Origin of the sequence: Acinetobacter sp. YH12134 (genome assembly GCF_013418555.1) — a bacterium.
In the GTDB taxonomy this organism is placed as follows: domain Bacteria; phylum Pseudomonadota; class Gammaproteobacteria; order Pseudomonadales; family Moraxellaceae; genus Acinetobacter; species Acinetobacter indicus.
In genome coordinates this window covers 145500-166663 of sequence record NZ_VPBT01000001.1, presented here as the reverse complement: position 1 = coordinate 166663, position 21164 = coordinate 145500, and the positions used below count along the sequence as shown (strand labels likewise).

Sequence of the window (21164 nt, the reverse complement as noted above, 5' to 3'; positions counted from 1 at the left end):
ATATAAGCACCTTTTATGATAAGGCTGCTCTGTTTAATTTAAATAAACGGGAAAACTCTGCAATATGAATAATGTAAATCAGAAAAAGTTCTGAGTTGGCGAAGAAGCATCTGAGCTGGAGCGCAAGACTCAGCTTCGCTCCTCAAATTCATATCAACCGGCACTGCCTGAAAAAGAGGGAGTGAAAAATAAAATACAGACACTTCAGTGGCAGGGTAATGTCAGGCTGAAATCTCTGAATAGGCTTACTATAGAAAGATAATCTCATATAGGCTCCTAAACATAGAAAATGCATTGCTTCATGTAGCCAACAAATACATCTTAATTCATAGAAAAAGCTGAACAATACAGCTTAAAAAATCGCACATTATGCATCTTTTTCTCTAAAAATCTTTATTTTTTTAACGCTATTCGCTATTAGTCTAACTTATTGCTTTTAACTATAAATTTAAGCAACTGAATTTAAAATTGTTTTTTTTAAAAATCGGTAAATAAAAAAAAGAGGCGGCAAGCCACCTCTTTTTTGGTTCAGCACTTAGAAGTTATAACGTGCCATTACACCAAAACGGTTATCTTTAAACTTGTTACCTGCAAAGGTTTCACGCTCACCGTTGATATATTCAATACCCAAATCAACCGGTTTTACTGGCGAATAAATAAAGTTTAACCATGCTTGGTACACTTCTTCATTAGCACTTCTATTTAAGGCTGCGTAGTCTGTGCCATCATCTGCAAAAATAGCACCATAGCCCAGTGTTGAACGCAAGTTTGGCGCAAACTTATAAGTCGCACCGACCTGGAAAGCAGTAAATTCGTTTTGTTCAATGTCACCATTCTCTGGATTAACATAGAATGCAGAGTTACTACCGTATAAATAATTGCTGTTGCCTTGAACATAAGAAACATCAGCCGATACTTTTAGCGGTTCTGCAACCTGATAATTCACACCTGCTGCTACACCCCAACCTGTTTTGTCATCACCTGATTCAGCCTTATAGTGTTCAACTAATGCACGTGCTGATGCGGCCCCCTTACCTTCGGCAAAACCTTGAGTCAATTTAGCGGTTAATACAGGTAAACGGTAAGTCACATCTGAACCAGCAGTTGCTAATTCATCGTCATCATTTAATTTAAGTGCCTGAGCAGAGCTATTCCCTTCTTCAGCAGAAACCAACAATTGAGTCGCCGGTGCCAGTTTGTGGCTATAACGCACTTGTGGAATACGGGTAATACCGCCGCCGACGTTGGTACCAAAGTCAATCATTTCTGGTGCATGATTTGACAGGAAGTTAGAGGTGGTTTGACCCAATAACCAGTTGTCCAGCGTTAAGTATGCATGACGGATACGTAATGCATCGTTGCTCCCTGCGAAGTCAACTTCAACTTTACCGCCCACTTTACGGTCACCTACTGGTGAAGAGAAATCGAGACCTAAACGTGTAGTTTTTGGGGTTGCACGTAATTTGTCTTTAGCAGCACCTGTGCTGGTATGTACCGAGTTGAAGTCATTGTCTGCACCTTCAACAATATAGTTGGCATCACCACGTACAAAACCGTACAGATTGACTTCAGCACCGCCTTTCGACTTTAAGGAAAATGGTGAAGCCGATTTTGCTGCAGGTGCCGGTTGCGCCTGAACTTGCTGAATCTGGACTTGTTGCTGTTGCTGAACCTGTTGCTGCTGTTGAATTAAAGCTTTGAGTGCTTGTACTTCCTGGCGTAATTCTTGAATTTGTTGTTGTTCAGTGCTTGCCGCCTGTACCGTAGACGCCATTGCTGCTGTAATTGCGACCGCTAATGTTTTTGTGATAAGTGAAGTTTGGATTTTACGATCCATGGGTTTCTCCAGAGTAAAAAATAATACGCATCCGTGCTCTTTTAAGACATTTTAAATACTGACTCAGATGGCAAGCATCCCTAATTTAAATGTCATTTAATCATCACACTTTTGCTATTTATTAAATAATTAAAAGTCTTATCGATAAAGAATTACACAAAACTGTAATCGTTTTATGCTTTCAATCTAACAATTAATTTATTTTATTAAAATCACTTTTAACGTATAAGGATAAAGGACTGATCAATTTTTCTAATTCTCGTTTGTAAAAATATCGAATTATCATAGTTTTATCGAAAAGCAAAAGTTAGCCACCCGGTTAAATATTAGACTATTGTATATAGCAACAGTTGATTAGAACATAAACATTTTAAGGGATTTTTCATGGATAAAGGACTAGTACAACTGGTCGATCAGGCCATTAGCTCGCGTCATTCGGTGCGTGCCTTTTTAGATCGGCCGGTCGATCCACAAATGATTAAAGATATTCTAAGCGTGGCCAGCCACGCACCTTCTGGCACCAATATTCAGCCGTGGAAGGTGTATGTAGTGACCGGTGAAAAGCGTCAGGAACTCATTGATCGGGTCTGTCAGGCACAAACTGAACTGTATTTGCATCCTGAACGTGCGGCCGATTATCAGGCCACCTTTTCCTATTATCCGGAACAATGGTTCTCGCCTTTTATTGAGCGGCGCCGTGAAAATGGCTGGGGGCTGTATGGCCTGCTCAATATTGAAAAAGGCGAAAAACAGAAGATGGCTGCACAGCATCTACGTAATTTTCAGCTGTTTGATGCACCGGTAGGCCTGTTTTTTACCCTGCATCGCGACCTGGAAATTGGTTCAAAAATGGATCTTTCCATGATGATGCAAAACGTGATGATTGCCGCCAAGGCACGCGGACTGGACACCTGCCCACAAGCAGCCTGGAATAGCTTTCATCGCATTGTACTAGAGGTCTTAAATGCCCCGGCCGATGAAGAACTGGTCTGTGGTATGGCCCTGGGTTATGCCGATCCAGAGCATATTGTGAATAGCTTTATTACTCCACGGGTACCGGTCGAAGAATTTGCCGTGTTTGTAGAATAATTTTTTAGCTCTGGCCCTCACGCTGCAACAGCTTAAAGAGCGAAGAAGAAACCACCCGGGTTTCTTCTTTTTATTTGTAAAGATGAATCGGGTTTAGGCGGTTTTTAATTTCCGCTCCCGATGCATAATGTACATCGCACTCACCCCAATCAGAATAAACAGCAGCATCACACTGCCCATATTTAATAAAGCATCCCAGATCAGTACATTCAGCATTAAGCCGCCAATTAAACCGCAGCTAAATTGCATACTGCCCATAATCGCGCTGGCTGTACCAGCGCGTGCGCCCTGCTCAGACATCGCCAACGCCATGGCATTGGGGCCAGTAAAACCAATTCCGGCCACGGCTAAAAACAGCCCGGCAAAAACCACAGCAATCGGCGCATGGCTCATCAGCCCGGCGATGACCAGAATCAGTGCGCCAGTGCCCTGCACCGTACCGCCTATTTTTAAACGAGTCATTAAAGAGCTGCGGGTTGCCAAATGCTTGTTTAAGGTCGAGGCCAGCATAATACCGACCGCATTGGCACCAAAAGCAATCGAAAACTGCTGCTGGTTCAGGCCATAACCATCCATCAGAACAGCGGCAGAACTGCTGATATAACAGAACATCGCCCCGCCGGTAAAACAGCCAGCGATCATCGGTAAATAAAAACTGCGGTCCTTAAAAATGGCCAGATAGAGGGTCAGTACCTGATAGAAATTCAATTTCAGACGGCGCTCTGGCGGCAGGGTTTCCTGAAAGAAAAAATGAACACACAACCAGCAGACTAAACTCATCATGGCCAGACAGACAAAAATCGCCTGCCAGTCAAAAAAGCTCAGCACAATCGCCCCCAGACCCGGCGCAATAATGGGCGCAATGGCGGTCACAATCATCATGCTGGAAAAAGCCTGCGCGGAGGCCTGCATATCCAGCCGGTCACGAATTGCCGCACGGGCAATTACCACCCCAACACAGCCCCCTAAGGCCTGCAATACCCGCGCCGCAATCAGGCTCCATTCATCCTGGGCATAAATACAGAGCAGGCTGGCCAGAAAATACAGTCCCAAACCAAAATATAGTGGGGTTTTACGGCCAATCCGGTCACTCAAAGGGCCATAAATTAACTGTCCAATCGCCAGCCCCAGAAAATAAGCCGGCAGACTGTTGGCCACCATTTGCGTGCTGATGCCAAAATCTTCTGCCATTTGAGGCAAGGCCGGCAGATACATATCAATTGATAGCGGACCAAGCGAGGTCAGCAAAGCCAGCAGTAAAATCCAGGAAGAGGGATACTGCTGCTGCGGGCTTGCACTGGCATGGGAATCGGACATATTCATATTTTTTAAATGACTGATTTAAAGACAAGGTACACAGTCCATAGTATTATTTCAGGGTACTGAAAGTGAAGTTTCACATAATTGCTGCCCGCTGCATAGCATCTGGCTTCGTTTAAGGAACAGTCTTGAAATCCTGGCTCACACGTCTCAAACACATTGCCTACAACACGGCCTTTATCTATAACATCCGGATGATGATCGCCTTTGCCGGCACCGCCTTTGTTCCTTATCTGCTCGGCTATCAGCTGGCCACCATTCCGCTGACCTTGGGCGTGGTCGCAGCCGGTTTAAGTGATATTGATGACCGCTTCTCTTTAAGAATCCTGAACCAGACTTATACCTATATCGGCTTTTTTATTACCGCTGCCTCCATTCAGCTGCTGTTTCCACATCCGGTGCTGTTTGCCATTGGCCTGATTATCTCCTGTATTGGCCTGATTCTGCTCGGTTCTCTGGGCCGGCGTTATGCCACCATTGCCTATGGCTGTCTGGTAATTTCGGTTTATGCCATGCTCGGTGTGGACCTGTTTGAAGACTGGTACACCCAGCCGGCCTTGCTGGTGGCCGGTGCAGTCTGGTACGGCCTGATTTCCACCATCAGTTTTTTACTGTTCCCGGTACGGCAGCTACAAGACAAACTTTCGCAAAGCTATGCCTCGTTAGGCGATTTCCTGTTTGCCAAATCCAATCTGTTTGATGTCGATATGACCCCCGGCAGTTATCAGCAAAGCCTGATTGACCTGTCGATGGAAAACGGCAAGCTGATTGGCCTGTTTAATGAACTGAAAACCGCGCTACTGACCCGCTTAAAAGGTGACCGCGGCCAGAAAGACACCCGCCGCAGCCTGCAATATTATTTTATTGCCCAGGATATTCATGAACGTGCCGACTCTGCGCATATTGACTATCAGAAACTGGCCAAAATTTTTGAGCACAGCGACATCCTGTTCCGTTTCCAGCGCATTCTGGCGATTCAGGGCAAGGCCTGTAAAGATTTAAGCGAAAGTATCCTGAAGCGTGAACCCTATATTCACAGCAAACGTTTTAAACATGCCTTTGAAAACCTGAAACACTCGCTGCAAAAGCTGCGTAGCGAACAGCAGTATGATCAGGTCTGGGTCAATGCCCTGTTTGCCCTGTATCAGAACCTTAAATCCATTGACGCCCAGTTACGCAACCTGGAAACCGAGCGTTATATCAAGCTGGATAAAACCAAACATATTGAAAACCAGCTTAAAGATGATGACCTGAAAGGCTGGGATGATATGGTCATCCGCATCAAGCAGCATCTAACCCCAGAATCGGTGCTGTTCCGGCATGCCATTCGATTATCGGCGGTGCTGCTGATTGGCTATATTTTTGTCCAGGTTACCAATATTGAATACGGCTACTGGATTTTACTGACCGCGCTGTTTGTGACCCAACCCAACTTTAACGCCACCAAACGCCGCTTACGCCTGCGGATTGTCGGTACGCTGGTCGGGATTCTGGTCGGTTATAGCATCTTATATTTTATTCCATCGGTCGAAGGTCAGCTGTTGCTGCTGGTAGTCAGCGGAATTCTGTTCTTTGAATTACGCAGTAAGCAGTATGCCCAAGCCACCGCCTTTATTACCATTCTGGCGCTGATTAACTTTAACCTCGATGGCATGGGCTTTGCCGCCGCCCTGCCGCGTATGATTGATACTTTAATTGGCTGTGCACTGGCCTGGTTTGGCGTCAGCTTTATTTTCCCGGACTGGAAATTCCGCCGTTTACCGCGCACCATTCGCCGTGCCTTAAATGCGCAGTGTGATTATCTGACCGAAGTGATCGAGCAATACAAAACCGGGCGCAATAACGGCCTGACCTATCGCGTGGTACGCCGTGCAGCGCATAATACCGATGCCGAACTGGCCTCGCTCATTTCTACCCTGGCCACTGAACCGGATTTTGATGCCTCGCAAAAAGCCCAGGCTTTTGAACTGCTGTGCCTGAATCATACCTTTATTAGCTATATTGCCGCGCTGGGCGCACACCGGGAAAAAATTGAAGATCCGGAGATCTTAACCCTACTGGACAAAGCGCTGGAAGATATTCGCGGTGCCTTGCTGAACGATGAAGTACCGGATCTGTCTTCGCAAAATATGCTGCATACCATCCGGCAGCGTTTAAGCCAAAATCATCAGGAAGATCAACAGGGACTTATTATTTTACAGCAGTTATCGCTGATGCTGACCATCCTGCATCAACTGAGTCAGCTGAAACAGAGTTTAAGCCATGACCGTGATCAGGATGCCACCGAACTGGCCTCGTTATAATTCGGATGATTTTGCAACAATAGACTCCTGAAATGCTGTAATTAATGCTAAACTTTTCTGAGTTTGAAATTTGTTAGTTCCACTATGACCGCGAAAAATTTATACGCTTATACTTTACAGCCTGTGAACTACGACATTAGCGAAGCCGAGCAGCGTCATGCCCAGCTTTTAATTTGGCGTAGCACCAACAAAATTGGCACCAAAGCCTGGGCGATCATGGGCATTATTACGGCCCTGTCTATTCTGGGGATTATCCTGATCAAGAACTATTCCACTATTTTCTGCTGGGTGGCTTTGGTCTGTGTGGTGCTGTACTTCCTGATCCGTAAATTCGGTCTGGAATGGTATGCCAAACGTAAAATGAATGAATTTCCGGTACAGGAAATTAAAGGCATCCGTCTAGGCGTACAACCGCACGGCATCATCATGCGTCAGCAAATGGGTCTACAAGAAGGCATGGGCGCGATTAGCTGGAAAGACATTTATGAATGGTATTCTACCCCGGATTTCATTCTGGTGAACTTTACCGTCAAAGGTCAGCAAGGCGCTTATATCTTGCCAAAACGTCTGGATTCTAAAAACTTTTCCTTTAAAACCATTCGTAAGCACCTGCTTGAATCTGTAGGTGAGCCAAAACAGCTTTAAGCCTGTACGTTCAAAAAAACCTCCACCCTGCTGGAGGTTTTTTTATCCGGTTTGCACCAACCTAAATGATAATGAGAATAAATATTATATTCAAACTCTATTCCATCTCGCTATTCTTCAGTTATAATTTCGCCCATTGTTCTCTTCACACTGCTGCTGTATTGCTATGCTTAAAAAAATATTTTTCCAGCTGCACTGGTTCCTTGGAATTAGTGCAGGCCTGATTCTCGCACTGATGGGTGTTACCGGTGCGATTTATTCCTATGAACAACATATTCTAAAATGGATGAATCCGGACAGTTATACCGTGCAGGTCGAAAACCGGGCCAAGCTCACCCCGGCGGAAATCTATCAGCATTTTCAGCTGACTCAACCTGAAACCAAAATTAATAGCATTACTATCGCCTCCGATCCGGCAGCATCTTCGAGTGTCAATATTGCCAAAGAAGGCGCACGTCGCGGCCAGAATGTGCTGATTAACCCCTACAGCGCAGAAGTGTTACCCGAGATTAAAGGCCGTGAATTTTTCCAGTTTATCCAGCAGTTACACCGTAACCTGACCGTTGGCCCGGTCGGCAAGCAGATTACCGGCGCCTGTGCCTTGATGCTGATTTTCTTTGTCTTGAGTGGTCTGTATCTACGCTGGCCGAAAAAGCATTCGGTAAAACAGTGGTTCTTTGTGAAGCCGAAACTTAAAGGCCGGAACTTCATCTGGGATTTACACGCCGTTGTCGGCACCTGGGTGGTGATTTTCTACCTGATTCTGGCCTGTACCGGTCTGTACTGGTCCTATGACTGGTGGCGTAATGGCATGTTCAAGGTGCTGGGCGTAGAGCGTCCACAACCGCAAATGCAGGCCAATGCCGCGCCGCAAGGCCGTGAACGTGGCGAAGGTGCTGCGCGTGAAGGTCGTGGTGAGCGTGCAGAAGGACTGGATTCGCTGCAAATGCAGGCGGTATTGAACCAGACCTGGACTGGCGTACAGGCACAACTGGGACGCGACTACTCAACCATGACCCTGAATCTGCCCAAACAGGCCAATGGTGAAGTCAGCCTGAACTTTGTCGATGCAGTACCGCAGCATGAACGTGCCCGTAATAGTGCAACCTATAACTATCAGACGGCCAGCCTCACCGACATCAGCCTGTATGAAGATAAAAAGCTCAATGAAAAAATCATGAGCAGCATGTTACCGGTTCACCGTGGCAGCTTCTTTGATCCGGTGTACCAGTTCTTTGCCATGGTCGCTTCCCTGCTGATGCCGCTGTTCTTTGTGACCGGCTGGATGCTGTATCTGAAACGTCGCAAGCAGAAGAAACTGACCCAGGCAGCACGGAATAGCGCAAGCGCCGTCACGGTTGATCCAAATGCCAAACCGTGGCTGATTGCCTACGCCACCCAAACCGGCGTGGCTGAACAGCTGGCCTGGCGTACTGCGACCAGTTTGCAGGAAGCACATCAGCCGGTGACCGTGAAACCGGTCCGGCAATTGAGTCTGGAAGATCTGCAATCGGTAGAACAGGTGCTGTTTGTAGCCAGTACCTATGGTACCGGTGAAGCACCTGATTTAGCCTCCAGCTTTGACAAGAAAATCCTGAGCAGCTCGGCCAATTTACAGCATCTGCGTTATGCGGTACTGGCGCTGGGCTCCAGGGAATATCTGGACAGCTACTGCAGCTTTGGTCATAAAATTGATCAGTGGTTACAACGCAATCAGGCACAGCCTCTGTTTGCCACCATTGAAGTGGACAATGCCAGCAATGAAGATATCCAGCGCTGGAACGCGGCACTGGCTCAAGCCACCCAGCTTGAATTGCAAGGTATGGACATTCACAAGACCTTTGACAGCTGGATTCTGAAACAGCGTGATCTGCTCAATCCGGACAGTCTGGGTGCACCAGCCTATAATATCGAGCTGGCACCGCAACACGAAGCACACTGGGAAGCCGGTGATATTGCCGAAATCCAGCCAGGGAACAGTCCTGAGCGTCTGGCAGCCTTTATGCAACAGCATCAGATTCAGCCGGGTACCCTGCTAGATTCGACCGGTGAACCGATTGAACAGGCACTCTGGGACAAAGACCTGACCATTGAAGTCGAGCCGTTTGCCAATCTGGAACAGTTACTGGAACAGTTACCGACCCTGCCTGCACGTGAATATTCGATTGCCAGCATTCCATCGCAGCAGATTTTGCGTCTGGTGGTCCGCCAGCAATCCGATGCCCAAGGTCAACTGGGTCTTGGTTCGGGCTGGCTCACCCAACATGCGCCGCTACAGAGCAGTATTGCCCTGCGCATTCGCACCAATGAATCGTTCCACCTGATTGATGACAACCGTCCAATCATCTGTATTGGTAACGGCACCGGTATTGCCGGACTGATGAGTCTGTTACAGGCACGTATCCGTCATGACTATACCCAGAACTGGCTGATTTTCGGTGAACGTCAGCGCGCACATGACTTTTTCTATGAAAATATTGTGTCTGCATGGCAAAGCACCGGCATGTTGCAGCGTCTGGACGTGGCCTTCTCGCGTGATCAGGAACAGAAAGTTTATGTACACCATAAATTGCGTGAACAGGCCGAAGAACTGCAACGCTGGATTGAGCAAGGTGCCGTGATTTATGTCTGCGGCAGTATTGATGGCATGGCCAGCGATGTTGACCAGACCCTGATTGAACTGCTCGGTGAAGCGACGGTGGATCAATTACGCAGCGAAGGCCGTTACCGCCGTGATGTCTACTAAGTTTTGCTAACTTGCTGAAAACTAAAATTGAAAAAACCGGACTTGATGTCCGGTTTTTTCATCTTGATCTTTTATAATCTGCAGATACATCACGCTATTTATGATCATTCCGCCATGCAGAGTCACAGCCACGCCCCACTGAAACGTCTTCTGAGCCTGATGGCTGCAATTCTACTACTGGCCAATGGTCTGTGGTTGCTCAGTCTGAACAGCTTTCATTTTGGTACCCTGCTGCCGATGCTGTTCGGTGCAGCACTGTTCATTTATGCCTTGGCTTATGTTCTGCTACAGCGCTGGATTCGACAGCGCCCGATCTATCAACAAGGCTGGCGTTTAGTATGCGGTGCTTTCTGGGTCTGGCTATTCAGTGTGGCGTTGTTCTTTGGCTACTTACACTGGCAAAGCCTGCATAGCCAACCCAATCCAAATACGCAGGCGATTCTGATTTTAGGCGGGGGAATCCAGCACAACCAGCCGACGCCGACCTTGGCCAAACGCCTGGATGCCGGGGCCGCGTTGGCCAAGCAGCTGCCACAAATTCCCATTATCGTCAGTGGTGGCGCCGCTTTTGGGAATCAGTGGACCGAAGCCAAAGTGATGGCGCACTATTTAACAGAGCAACATCATCTTCCGAAAACACGAATTCTGTTGGAAGCACGCAGCACCAGTACCGCTCTGAATTTCCACAATTCCAAGGCCTTGCTGGCACAGCACGACATTCAGCTCAGTGATCCGATTGCCGTGGTCACCAGTGATTTTCATTTACCGCGTGCGCTGGCCATTGCCCGCAAACAGGGCTATCAGCAGCCCTTGCCCTATAGCGCTCCTACACCACTCTATATTCGCTATAACTCCTGGTTACGCGAATATTTTGCTTATGTAAGTGGTTGGCTACTCAATGAATATTAATACCCAATAAAGATTAATTAAGGCGAATGGAACGTGGCGAAGGCAGTTGCAGGTTTTTATAGACCTCAGGTTTTTGCAGATAAATCTGGTAAAGATAGTTTTTAATATCCAGCAGCAGCTTTTCCGGTGCCACCAGTACATTCTGCCCTTCGGGACTAAGATTCATTGACACCAGTGTGTTTTCCTGTCTTAAAAATGGCAGGACTTTTTCAATAAAATCTTTAAAGCTGACTTCCTGAATATCGTAATTTTCCCAGTTGTCTTTGACCAGCAGTTTGGCCAGACTTTTATTTTGCCAGACCGCAAAAGCACGCTGTCCGGTGGGTGTGGCACATAAGGCCCAGCCATCATGATACAGCGCAAACACTTGTCCCTGGCTGACCATGATTTCAATAAACTGTTTGTAAATATCTTGAACGTTATAGCTTGAAGTTTGAGATTTAGACGCGGCCTTGCGTTGATATGGATTGCGCATAGATCATCCAGTCCATTTTATTGTTTTATAATGCTGGGATTCTATGAAATATTTAAGATTTAGGCAAGAAAGATATGGTGGGCGCTGACGGGATCGAACCGCCGACATTCTGCTTGTAAGGCAGACGCTCTACCAACTGAGCTAAGCGCCCTGAAGAGTAAAAAATAATATATTATTTTTTACGACGTAAGACCAACGAAGTGTGTAGTCTTGGTAATTGATCACATTTTTCACATCAGGGCATGAAAAATGGCGCAGCGGACGGGGCTCGAACCCGCGACCCCCGGCGTGACAGGCCGGTATTCTAACCAACTGAACTACCGCTGCAACGGTAATTGCGTAAGCAATTAAGGTCTTTTAAGCTTTACAGCTTGAATATGGTGGGCGCTGACGGGATCGAACCGCCGACATTCTGCTTGTAAGGCAGACGCTCTACCAACTGAGCTAAGCGCCCTGATTAAGATTGTCAATCTTGATTCCACTATAAGCTCAGGAAACTTATAGGGCTATTCTTTGAGATGGCGCAGCGGACGGGGCTCGAACCCGCGACCCCCGGCGTGACAGGCCGGTATTCTAACCAACTGAACTACCGCTGCATCGCAAAAGAATCATGGTGGGCGCTGACGGGATCGAACCGCCGACATTCTGCTTGTAAGGCAGACGCTCTACCAACTGAGCTAAGCGCCCTCAAAAGCGTTTTATGTAAATGGCGCAGCGGACGGGGCTCGAACCCGCGACCCCCGGCGTGACAGGCCGGTATTCTAACCAACTGAACTACCGCTGCACTTACACAAAGTCACTATTGTGGTTCAAACGAATATTAAAGAAGCTTAAGTGGCGCAGCGGACGGGGCTCGAACCCGCGACCCCCGGCGTGACAGGCCGGTATTCTAACCAACTGAACTACCGCTGCACGTAAGAATCTTTAACGTAAAGGCTTGGTGGGCGCTGACGGGATCGAACCGCCGACATTCTGCTTGTAAGGCAGACGCTCTACCAACTGAGCTAAGCGCCCTTAACGTCTTCATCGTTTGTGAGGTGCATTATAGAGAATCTTTACCGCCTGTCAAACGCTTTTCTGCCAGTTTTCACTTTTTTATGACTGAGTGATTAAAAAATAAGTGATTCACTAGAAAAACAAACAAATTCTGTATGTTATTTGACTTTATTCAAAAAATTTTATTTTTAGCCCACTTGAGAATAGAAGAAATTTCTTGCAATTCCCCCCCTGCTCGCCTGCACATTTTTATTTTTTATCTGTAAAAAATGCCAGTAAAATTCAGGCTTAAGTCTTATGGCTGTGGTTCAATGGCCAAGGGACTAAAATCCAGCCGCTCTTCAGACAGATACACCAATGCCTGTTCTGGAATCAGCTCGAACAGCTCGATAATGTCGCGATTGCGCATCCGGATACAGCCATGTGACTTGGGAATGCCCATCGGTTCGGTATCTGGCGTGCCATGCAAATAAATATAACGTTTAAAGGTGTCACAGCCAGCGCCCTGGTTAAAACCATCCTCCAGCCCTGATAGCCATAAAATACGGGACAAAATCCAGTCACGTTCAGGAAACTGTTCGGCCAGCTCATCATCATAAATTTCACCCGTTGGCTGACGGGCAATAAACACGGTATTTTCCGGCGCATCTGCACCAAACTTGAGGGCCACCTGATGCCAGCCACGTGGGGTTTTGCCACTATTTTCTGCTTCACCAATGCCCTTTTCACCGGTAGACACCACATACAGTTTATTGTGTTTTGGTAGATATAAGGTCTGCTCAGATAAATCAACCAGAATATCCGCAGCTTGTAGAGGGTAGATCATTCTTGCTTTACCTTTGGTGGAGTGACAACAACAGGTTCAGGACGTAGCCATAACCAGATTGCCACCACAAACATGGTCAGGTTGGTAAAAATTTTGACGGCCAGCGGAGCCGTGGTAAATAACATGATGCAGGCACTGATCAGCATCATGATGGTGGCAAACCATTTGGCTTTACGCGGTACGGTGCCATTGACACGCCAGTCTCTTAAGGTCTGGCCATATTTGGGATGGTTCAGCAACCAGGCATCCATTTGCGGCCAGCCTTTGGACGCGGCCCAGGCCGCTAAAATCAGAAAGACTGTTGTTGGCATACCGGGCAACACTGCACCAATGAAGCCGAGGATGACAAAAATCACCACCAAACTTCGCCAAAACAATACTCTCATACCGCAACCCTACCCGTCGAATTGCGCTAGTATAAAGCGTTTTTAAACTTTTCTTCGTTGTAATTCTGCTGTTTAACCATGGATTTACTGATGTCGCCTAACACCTTTACTGATATTTCTGCTGAACCCTGGTTAAATTTCCGCAATCCGCTGGTGCGGCAACTGGCCTTTAGCGTGGCCAGTCCCAACATTTTACAGCAGCTGCCACCAGCACTGGAGCAGCGTTATGGCTTTGATTTTCATCCTACAGATTGCTGGTTGCAGCACTTTGATCATTATCAAAGCCGGCTGAAGCATTTAGACCAGCATCCGGCTGCACTGGAAGATTTTTTAAGCCAGCTCAAAAGTACCCGGCTAGGGCTGCGGTTTGAAATGCTGCTCTGGTTCTGGCTGACCGAGCGTGACTATCATCCTTATGAATTACTCGGACATAGCATTCAGATAATTGATGGACCACGCACCACGGGCGAACTCGATTTTCTGCTGCTAAACCATGACCACCAGCAAGTTGAACATTGGGAAGTGGCGCTCAAATATTATCTGGCTGAACGTGATTTGAGTCTGCCCTACTGGTATGGGCTGAACCGCAGCGACACCTTATTACGCAAGTTAACCCACTTTACCCAAAAGCAGTTTCAGTTTCAGCAGGCCCAAGGTCATACCATTCAACAGCGCTTTGCCGTGTTAAAAGGCCAGCTGTATCTGCCTGAACATGCTACTGCACAGGCTCTTCCTGACTGGGTCAATCCCGAGCGCAGAATTGGCACCTGGGGCCAGCATTTGCCGAAAAATCATCAGGATTTTTACCGACTGCAACGGCATGAATGGATTTGCCCACATGCCAGTCCAAGCAGTTCAGCCAACGCATTCTGGAGCAATGGCTTATATCTGAATCAGGATCAGTCAGCATTTTATATGTATCGTAACCCGGTGCTGATGGATGCCTGTTATCAGCACTATTGGACTAAAAGCCTATCTTTGAACAACATTTAATTACTCAACCACAATCAAAGCACTATATTTTTTTGGCTGTATATTTCTTACTCTAATTTTCACATCAGAATAATTTATGCTTAATGATACGGAGATGATGATGAAAAAAATTCTAGCGACTTCATTACTAATGATGTTTGTTCTGACTGGTTGTAATACAGTAAAAGGTCTAGGTGAAGATGTCTCTTCAGCAGGTAATGCGGTAAGTAATACGGCTGAAAAAACTCAGGATGAAATCCGTCAATAATCAAATTTCAATGCAAATTCCCGGCAAAAACCTTATCTCCTGATAAGGTTTTTTTATATTAAAAACTCCCCTTCTCGGCATGATTCCCCTATTATAGGGGCAAATTTTTTGCATGATTCCAAAGCCATGAACCACTCAGATACGCTCGAGCTCAGCTTACAGTTATTACGTCAACCTTCCGTAACACCTGTTGATCATAACTGCCAAGACATCATGGCGGAACGCTTAAAAAAGATTGGCTTTAATATTGAATCAATGCGTTTTGAAGATGTCGATAATCTTTGGGCGCGTAAAGGCACAGAAGGCCCGGTGTTCTGTTTTGCCGGTCATACCGATGTGGTTCCTACTGGTAGTTTAGATGCCTGGCATTCTGACCCGTTTGCTCCAGAAATTCGTGATGGCAAGCTCTATGGCCGCGGCAGTGCCGATATGAAAACAGCATTGGCAGCCATGGTGGTGGCTTCAGAACGCTTTGTGGCCAAACATCCAGATCATAAAGGCTCAATTGCGTTCTTAATTACCTCAGATGAAGAAGGCCCATCCATTAACGGTACCGTGAAAGTGGTTGAAACCCTGGAAGCACGTAATGAAAAAATGGACTGGTGTCTGGTCGGTGAACCATCAAGCACCCATCGTCTGGGTGATATTGTCAAAAATGGCCGTCGCGGTTCATTAAATGCGGTATTAACCGTGAAAGGCAAACAGGGCCATGTGGCTTATCCACATCTGGCAATTAACCCGATTCATACTGCCTCTAAAGCGCTGGCTGAACTGTGCGAAACTGTTTGGGACAATGGCAACGAATACTTCCCGGCCACCTCTTTCCAGGTGTCGAATATTCAGGCCGGTACCGGTGCAACCAACGTGGTACCGGGCACCATGACCGTGACCTTTAACTTCCGTTACTCGACTGAAGTGACTGCTGAGCAGCTCAAAGCCCGGGTACTGGAAATTCTGGACCGTCATCAACTGAACTATGACATTCAATGGACACTGTCCGGTTTACCATTCCTGACCCCAGTCGGTGAACTGGTCAATGCCGCCAAAAATGCGATTCGCAATGTGACTGGTGTTGAGACTGAACTGTCTACTTCGGGCGGAACATCAGATGGCCGCTTTATCGCGCCAACCGGTGCACAAGTGCTGGAACTCGGTGTGCTGAACGCGACCATTCACCAGATCAATGAACACGTGAATATTGATGATTTAGAACCACTGGCTGAAATTTATGAGCAGATTCTTGAAGGCCTGCTGACTTAATTTTTTGCTGTTGCATAAAAAAGGAACTCCGCGGAGTTCCTTTTTTTGTGTCTGTTGCCAACTGTTAAATTAGCTATTCAAACCCAGACTGGCCTGAATATGTGCCAGATTCGGGACATGGAATACCTGCTCACCCATACGCACATACTGGAATACCGCCGGATGTTGGCCTTCACGCTCATCATCAACCACTTCCGAAATACGCAAACGGATGGTTTTTGGCATGGCATTGCACATCAGGGCAAAGCGCTGGTCAATTTCATCGCCTTCAATCACCAAGGCAACGCCCTGATTTTGCTCTGGATGGGTAACACGATATACCGGCAGTTTTAGATCATGCCACTCGACATGATCGACTGCGGTAGAACTGTCCAGCGCCGACAGGACAATATTCTGCGGAATCAGCATATCTTCCTGATCATGACATTCCACAATATAGGCATCAATAAAACCGGTCGAAACGGTAATCAGATGTTGCAGTTCCTGCTGGCTAATCTGGTCGATTTTGCTGGTGCTGTTGCTTTGACTCATGCTTTAGCCTCACTGCTATGCAAAATGTTTTCAATATTGGCAAGCAATTCTGCTTCCTGGAACGGTTTACCCATATAGTGCGTTACCCCCAAGCTAAAGGCACGTTCGCGGTGTTTTTCACCGGTACGCGAGGTAATCATGATAATTGGCAAGTCACGATGGATGTCATGGTGGCGTACCAGGTTGGTCACCTCAAAGCCATCCATACGCGGCATTTCAATATCCAGCAGCATCAGATCCGGTTTAACATTTTCCAGCTGCTCAATCGCATCGACACCATCTTTGGCTGTGACCACATCAAAGCCCTGACGTTCGAGCAGACGTGACGTGACCTTACGTACGGTCACCGAGTCATCCACAATCATCACCAGACGACGGGTATCACGACGCTGTACTTCACGCGGCTCCATCACATGCTTGATGCGCTGGGTGGCCTGAATCTGACGGGCAATATTCTGACCATCCAGAATCAGACAGACCTGACCATCACCGAGAATGGTCGCGCCGGCAATCGAGCCCACGCTGGAGAACTGCTGCCCAATCGGTTTCATCACAATCTGGCCACGCGAACCAATCAGCTGATCGACCAGTAAGGCAATGGTCTGACCGGTATTGCCTTTAATCAGCAGCACCGGCAATGAATGCGCGATATTGCTTAAACGCGGCAATGGCTGGTTGGCAACAAACTCGGACAGATAGCGCAACTTATAGTTTTGCTGATCAATCTTGAAGTAGTCATCTTTGCTGCTGAAGTAACTTTCCAGCGCAGAAGGTGAAATTCGTACAATACGGTCAATTTGCGCCAATGGAATTGCGAACTGCTGATCGCCAACTTTTACCATCAAGGCATCGGATACCGCCACTGTGGTCGGTACGCGAATACTGAAAGTAGTGCCTTTACCGAGTTCAGAATCGACCTCGACATGGCCACCTAGCGCTTTAATTTCGCTTTGCACCACGTCCAGACCGACGCCACGACCCGAAATTTGGGTCACGGCTTGTGCGGTACTAAAGCCCGGATGGAAAATCAGCTGCAGGATTTCTTTCTTGTCCAGCTGCTGCTCTGGCTGAATCAGGCCAAGGCTCAGGGCTTTGGCGTGAATTTTGGTTTCATCAATCCCCTTACCATCATCGGTAAAGCTAATCAGTACATCAGTGCCCTGACGGCCAATGTTCAGCTCAATCTGGCCCACTTCCGGCTTCGCTGCCTGTTTACGTACAGCGGCATCTTCCAGACCATGGTCCACCGCATTACGCAGCATGTGTTCAAATGGTGAAATCAGGCGTTCCAGAATAGTCCGGTCCAGCTCGCCTTCGGTATTGTTTACCACCAGCTCGGCAGGACGGTTTAAGGTCGATGAAGTCTGACGCACAATCCGCTGTAAACGTGGCAACATGCGCGAGAACGGTACCAGACGGGTGCGCATCAGGCTTTCCTGAATTTCTGCCTGAATCCGCGACTGTTGCAGTAACAGACCTTCAGCATCACGAATCTTGTCCGCCAGCGTGGTCTTAAAGTCCACCAAGTCCGACGCCGATTCCGCCAACGATTTCGACAGCTGGTTCAAGGATGAATACTGGTCCATCTCCAGCGGGTCGAAGTCGGTATAGCGTGAATGTTCATCACCATGTTTGGCAATAATCTGGCTTTCCAGCTCGCCTTCCATTCGGCGTAACTGATCGGCCAGACGTTTAATCGCCAGTTCCATTTCATTCAGGGTACCGCCCAGCTGACCCAGCTCCATCTCGATTCGCGAGCGGTTAATCGCGTTTTCACCCGACAGGTCAATCATCTTCTCAACCAGATCAGCCGAAATACGGATCATCTCATTGCTGTTATCCAGCTGTGCGGTTTCGCTCCATTCGCCCTGCATGGATGGCGGCTCGGCACCATCACCCTGCACAAATTCGAAGGTTTTGCTTGGCGCCAGCAGATCGGTGGTATTAAAGCGTTCTGGCAGCTGTGCCGTCGCATTGACGTATTCAATCGACTCCAGGCTAGCTTTCAGGCTGTCAAAATTGCTGTAATCACGCTGGAAGATGGCTTCTTTTAACCAGACCACAGTGGTGTTGAGCAAGGCATCATAAGCATTGGAATTAAACTGATGCACCGCAAACTGTTCAAAGGTATTTTCCAGCTGATAAGCAATCACGGCCACCGGCTCGATTTCAGCCATACGCGCGCCGCCTTTCAGACTATGCGCAGCACGTTGTAACTGCAGCAAAATACTTCGGTCACTACGATGGTCAAACCACTGCTTTAACAGGCTTTCTGTGGTGTCGAGCAGTTCCTCGGCTTCTTCCAGGAAGGTTTCTTCCACAATCGAATGCAGATTGTCTTCACCGTCATTTTCAGTAGTAGATACCGCATCTGTAGGGATGGTTTGCTCAGCCAGGGTCGGTGCATCTTCCAGTACCGGTTCGCTGCTGGTGTCTGGCTGCTCATCTTCAGGCGCAGTATAGGCTGTTTCTGCAGGTGCTGGCTGTTCCAGTTCAAACTCAAGTGCAGATGCATCAGACTGTTGTACATCTGCGCTAGAGGTTGCTTCAGCCGCCACTGCCAGCGATTCAGCTTCAACCAGTTGACCTTGGGCCAGTTCGCTAATATTTTCCAGAATCGCCAGTGATTCTTGCGCCGGATAATCGACCTGCTGTTCACGGATGGTCTGGATACGGTCCGCAATATTGTCCTGAACCAGACGGATAATCTGAATCAATGCGGTCGATGCGCTCATCTGACGGTTAATGATGCGCTCATAAATGGTTTCTAAATGGTGCGCAATCAGACCGATATGGCTGGCTGCAATCATGTTGGCACCACCTTTTAAGGTGTGCAAATGGCGCATCAGATTGTTCAGCGCAGCAGTATTGCTCGGGTCTTGGCTCCAGCTGTTAACATCCTGGTCAATACCCGTAAGTAACTCTTCGGCCTCTTCCAGGAAAATGTCCAGCAGGTCTGAGTCAAAGTCCTTATTGGCTTCAGCGCTATCCATGTATTGACGGTCAGCTTCCAGACGCTGTGACAATACGGCCAGATTCAGCCCGGCACCGGCTTCAACCGTTTCGGTTACAGCTTCTGTGGTATCAGTTTCTGGGCTTAGTGCTTCAATATCCTGCTGTACAAAGGCACTCAGGTTATTGATGATCTGCTGAGCATCTTCGCTTAAGCTGACGCGTTGCCCGGCAGCCAGGGTATCAAACAGATGGATAAATTCCTGATGCGCCTGTCCAAATAATTCAAAGGCATAATCGCTATGCAGCAGGCTTGGCTTGTCCAGCAAGGCCGCATAGGCCAGTTGTAATTCCTGGGTAAAATCATGAATACCCTGAGAGGCGCGGTTATCGGTACGCTCTACCAGCAGCTTCGCCTGATGGCTCAGGGTCTGGATATATTCCGGATATTCAGCCTGCGCACGCTGGTCAAATTCGAACTCAGCATCGAGCAACTGATCAATATTCAGTTCAATCAGCTTGGATACCAGACCTTGCGGATTCACTGATTCATCAACATCTTCCAGGCTAAAGCCATAGTTCTGCCATGCAGTATTGAAAGTCTGATAAATCCGGTCCATGCCGGCACTGTCATTCTGCGGCAACAGATGCAGATAATCCCGCACAAATTCAGCATATTGCAATAACAGTGCGGTTTCTTTAGAGGTCGATTCAATTTCATCCTGCAACAGGGTCTTGAACAGGTTTTCGACCTTGGAGCTGGCATCAAAAATCTGCTCGATGTGTGCCATGGATGAACTGCCGCGCAAGGTATGCAGGGCACGAATCAGGCCATTGTAATCTTGAGTTTTCAGCTCATCATGTGCCAGGAAGCGATCCACTGTTAACAGGTGTTCTTCCGCTTCTTCAATAAAGATGGCCAGTGTTTCAGCCGCTAACGGATCTTCTTCAATACTATCAGCCACAGCCAGCTCGGTGTCTGCAGCAACCTGCTCATCAGTGCTTGCTGTATCAAACTCCAGACCAGTAATACTGTCGCTGGATGTTAGGCTGCTTGCCAGTTGTAACAGCTCTTCTAAAGCCGGTTCAGGACTTAAATTTTGTTGTAGTTGTTGTCCTAATAGCACCAATGGACGCAGGTCCAGTGCCATCGGCTGGGCATGTTTAAAGCTTGGATAAAGTTTGTATTCAAAGACGTTCGCCACCGCGGTTGCAAACTGCTGCACCTGCGCTGACAGGGTCAGGCTACCGGAAATGACCCGGTTTAAGGTATCTTCAACCGTCCAGGCCAGCTCCCCTGCCGACTTGGCCCCAACCATACGTCCCGAACCTTTTAAGGTATGAAAATGACGGCGAATGGTGGTTAGCGTTTCCTGATCGTTAGGCTGCGTGGCCCATTGAGCCAACAGGTCTTTTAGCTCAACGAAGATTTCTTCAATTTCTTCAACAAAAATTTCTAGAATTTCTGCATCTTGATCAAGATAACTATCTTCAGGAAGCGCAGTCGTTTCAACTAAATTTTTTAATATTTCTTTCATAGCTAAGGCTTCTTATGTTTTCAGCGCCCAGCGGCACTCAAACTTAATTGTAACCATCACGTGTAACCTAACCCTGAAGTTAAGCTGATCTTGTCGATGCTTGGCTTGATC

The 21164-nt window shown here is 47.6% G+C and carries 15 protein-coding genes and 8 tRNA genes; 8 read left to right on the top strand and 15 right to left on the bottom strand.

Annotated features, from left to right (window positions below; all coding sequences use genetic code 11):
• Nucleotides 1-535: 535 nt before the first annotated feature.
• A complete protein-coding gene (locus tag FTU69_RS00790; RefSeq protein WP_180103342.1) occupies nucleotides 536-1837 on the bottom strand; it encodes a DcaP family trimeric outer membrane transporter in 1302 nt (433 codons plus the stop codon).
• 384 nt (nucleotides 1838-2221) lie between these two features.
• On the opposite strand from FTU69_RS00790, the gene FTU69_RS00785 reads away from it, so the two are divergent.
• Nucleotides 2222-2926 carry a nitroreductase gene (locus tag FTU69_RS00785; RefSeq protein WP_180103341.1) on the top strand — a complete coding sequence of 235 codons (705 nt, stop codon included), beginning with the start codon at nucleotides 2222-2224 and terminating at the stop codon, nucleotides 2924-2926.
• A 93-nt stretch (nucleotides 2927-3019) separates the two neighbouring features.
• On the opposite strand, the gene FTU69_RS00780 is transcribed toward FTU69_RS00785, so the two are convergent.
• Entirely contained in the window at nucleotides 3020-4243 is a 1224-nt protein-coding gene (locus tag FTU69_RS00780; RefSeq protein ID WP_180103340.1) for a multidrug effflux MFS transporter, read from the bottom strand.
• A gap of 131 nt (nucleotides 4244-4374) precedes the next feature.
• On the opposite strand from FTU69_RS00780, the gene yccS reads away from it, so the two are divergent.
• From yccS to FTU69_RS00760, 4 genes are all read left to right on the top strand, one after another.
• On the top strand, nucleotides 4375-6549 hold the full coding sequence (yccS, locus tag FTU69_RS00775; RefSeq protein ID WP_168370088.1) for a YccS family putative transporter: 2175 nt from the start codon (nucleotides 4375-4377) through the stop codon (nucleotides 6547-6549).
• 84 nt (nucleotides 6550-6633) lie between these two features.
• Entirely contained in the window at nucleotides 6634-7194 is a 561-nt protein-coding gene (locus FTU69_RS00770) for a YcxB family protein (protein WP_005179510.1), read from the top strand.
• Nucleotides 7195-7360: 166 nt separating this feature from the next.
• Nucleotides 7361-9940, top strand: coding sequence for a sulfite reductase flavoprotein subunit alpha (locus FTU69_RS00765; protein WP_180103339.1), 2580 nt, complete (start codon nucleotides 7361-7363; stop codon nucleotides 9938-9940).
• Nucleotides 9941-10054: 114 nt separating this feature from the next.
• Nucleotides 10055-10849 (top strand): YdcF family protein, encoded by a 795-nt coding sequence (locus FTU69_RS00760; RefSeq protein WP_163145556.1) that lies wholly within the window; start codon nucleotides 10055-10057, stop codon nucleotides 10847-10849.
• A 13-nt stretch (nucleotides 10850-10862) separates the two neighbouring features.
• On the opposite strand, the gene FTU69_RS00755 is transcribed toward FTU69_RS00760, so the two are convergent.
• The 11 genes from FTU69_RS00755 to FTU69_RS00705 form a co-directional block, all read right to left on the bottom strand.
• Nucleotides 10863-11324 (bottom strand): DUF2750 domain-containing protein, encoded by a 462-nt coding sequence (locus FTU69_RS00755; protein WP_163141446.1) that lies wholly within the window; start codon nucleotides 11322-11324, stop codon nucleotides 10863-10865.
• 75 nt (nucleotides 11325-11399) lie between these two features.
• Nucleotides 11400-11475, bottom strand: a tRNA-Val gene (locus tag FTU69_RS00750).
• Nucleotides 11476-11574: 99 nt separating this feature from the next.
• Nucleotides 11575-11651, bottom strand: a tRNA-Asp gene (locus FTU69_RS00745).
• A 51-nt stretch (nucleotides 11652-11702) separates the two neighbouring features.
• Nucleotides 11703-11778 (bottom strand) — tRNA-Val (locus FTU69_RS00740).
• A 65-nt stretch (nucleotides 11779-11843) separates the two neighbouring features.
• A tRNA-Asp gene (locus FTU69_RS00735) sits at nucleotides 11844-11920 on the bottom strand.
• 15 nt (nucleotides 11921-11935) lie between these two features.
• A tRNA-Val gene (locus FTU69_RS00730) sits at nucleotides 11936-12011 on the bottom strand.
• A gap of 20 nt (nucleotides 12012-12031) precedes the next feature.
• Nucleotides 12032-12108: transfer RNA gene (locus tag FTU69_RS00725), tRNA-Asp, on the bottom strand.
• A 51-nt stretch (nucleotides 12109-12159) separates the two neighbouring features.
• Nucleotides 12160-12236 (bottom strand) — tRNA-Asp (locus tag FTU69_RS00720).
• Nucleotides 12237-12262: 26 nt separating this feature from the next.
• Nucleotides 12263-12338, bottom strand: a tRNA-Val gene (locus tag FTU69_RS00715).
• A 277-nt stretch (nucleotides 12339-12615) separates the two neighbouring features.
• Complete coding sequence (elsL, locus tag FTU69_RS00710) at nucleotides 12616-13146, bottom strand: cell wall-recycling L,D-carboxypeptidase ElsL (protein ID WP_163145555.1); 531 nt, start codon at nucleotides 13144-13146, stop codon at nucleotides 12616-12618.
• Complete coding sequence (locus FTU69_RS00705) at nucleotides 13143-13532, bottom strand: YbaN family protein (RefSeq protein ID WP_163145554.1); 390 nt, start codon at nucleotides 13530-13532, stop codon at nucleotides 13143-13145. Before FTU69_RS00705 ends, elsL begins: the two co-directional genes overlap by 4 nt.
• A 90-nt stretch (nucleotides 13533-13622) precedes the next feature.
• Between FTU69_RS00705 and FTU69_RS00700 the strand changes: the two genes are divergently transcribed.
• The 3 genes from FTU69_RS00700 to dapE all read left to right on the top strand — a co-directional run bounded on the left by FTU69_RS00700 (nucleotide 13623) and on the right by dapE (nucleotide 16032).
• Nucleotides 13623-14525, top strand: a complete 903-nt coding sequence (locus tag FTU69_RS00700) for a DUF1853 family protein (protein ID WP_016659332.1) — start codon at nucleotides 13623-13625, stop codon at nucleotides 14523-14525.
• A gap of 100 nt (nucleotides 14526-14625) precedes the next feature.
• Complete coding sequence (locus FTU69_RS00695) at nucleotides 14626-14772, top strand: entericidin A/B family lipoprotein (RefSeq protein WP_005179532.1); 147 nt, start codon at nucleotides 14626-14628, stop codon at nucleotides 14770-14772.
• Nucleotides 14773-14898: 126 nt separating this feature from the next.
• Nucleotides 14899-16032 (top strand): succinyl-diaminopimelate desuccinylase, encoded by a 1134-nt coding sequence (gene dapE, locus FTU69_RS00690; RefSeq protein WP_005179534.1) that lies wholly within the window; start codon nucleotides 14899-14901, stop codon nucleotides 16030-16032.
• A 69-nt stretch (nucleotides 16033-16101) separates the two neighbouring features.
• Here the strand turns inward: dapE and FTU69_RS00685 are convergent, their stop codons facing one another.
• Both FTU69_RS00685 and FTU69_RS00680 read right to left on the bottom strand, forming a co-directional pair.
• Nucleotides 16102-16563, bottom strand: a complete 462-nt coding sequence (locus FTU69_RS00685; RefSeq protein WP_075167114.1) for a hypothetical protein — start codon at nucleotides 16561-16563, stop codon at nucleotides 16102-16104.
• Nucleotides 16560-21053 (bottom strand): Hpt domain-containing protein, encoded by a 4494-nt coding sequence (locus tag FTU69_RS00680; RefSeq protein ID WP_180103338.1) that lies wholly within the window; start codon nucleotides 21051-21053, stop codon nucleotides 16560-16562. Before FTU69_RS00680 ends, FTU69_RS00685 begins: the two co-directional genes overlap by 4 nt.
• Between the last annotated feature and the right edge of the window lie 111 nt (nucleotides 21054-21164).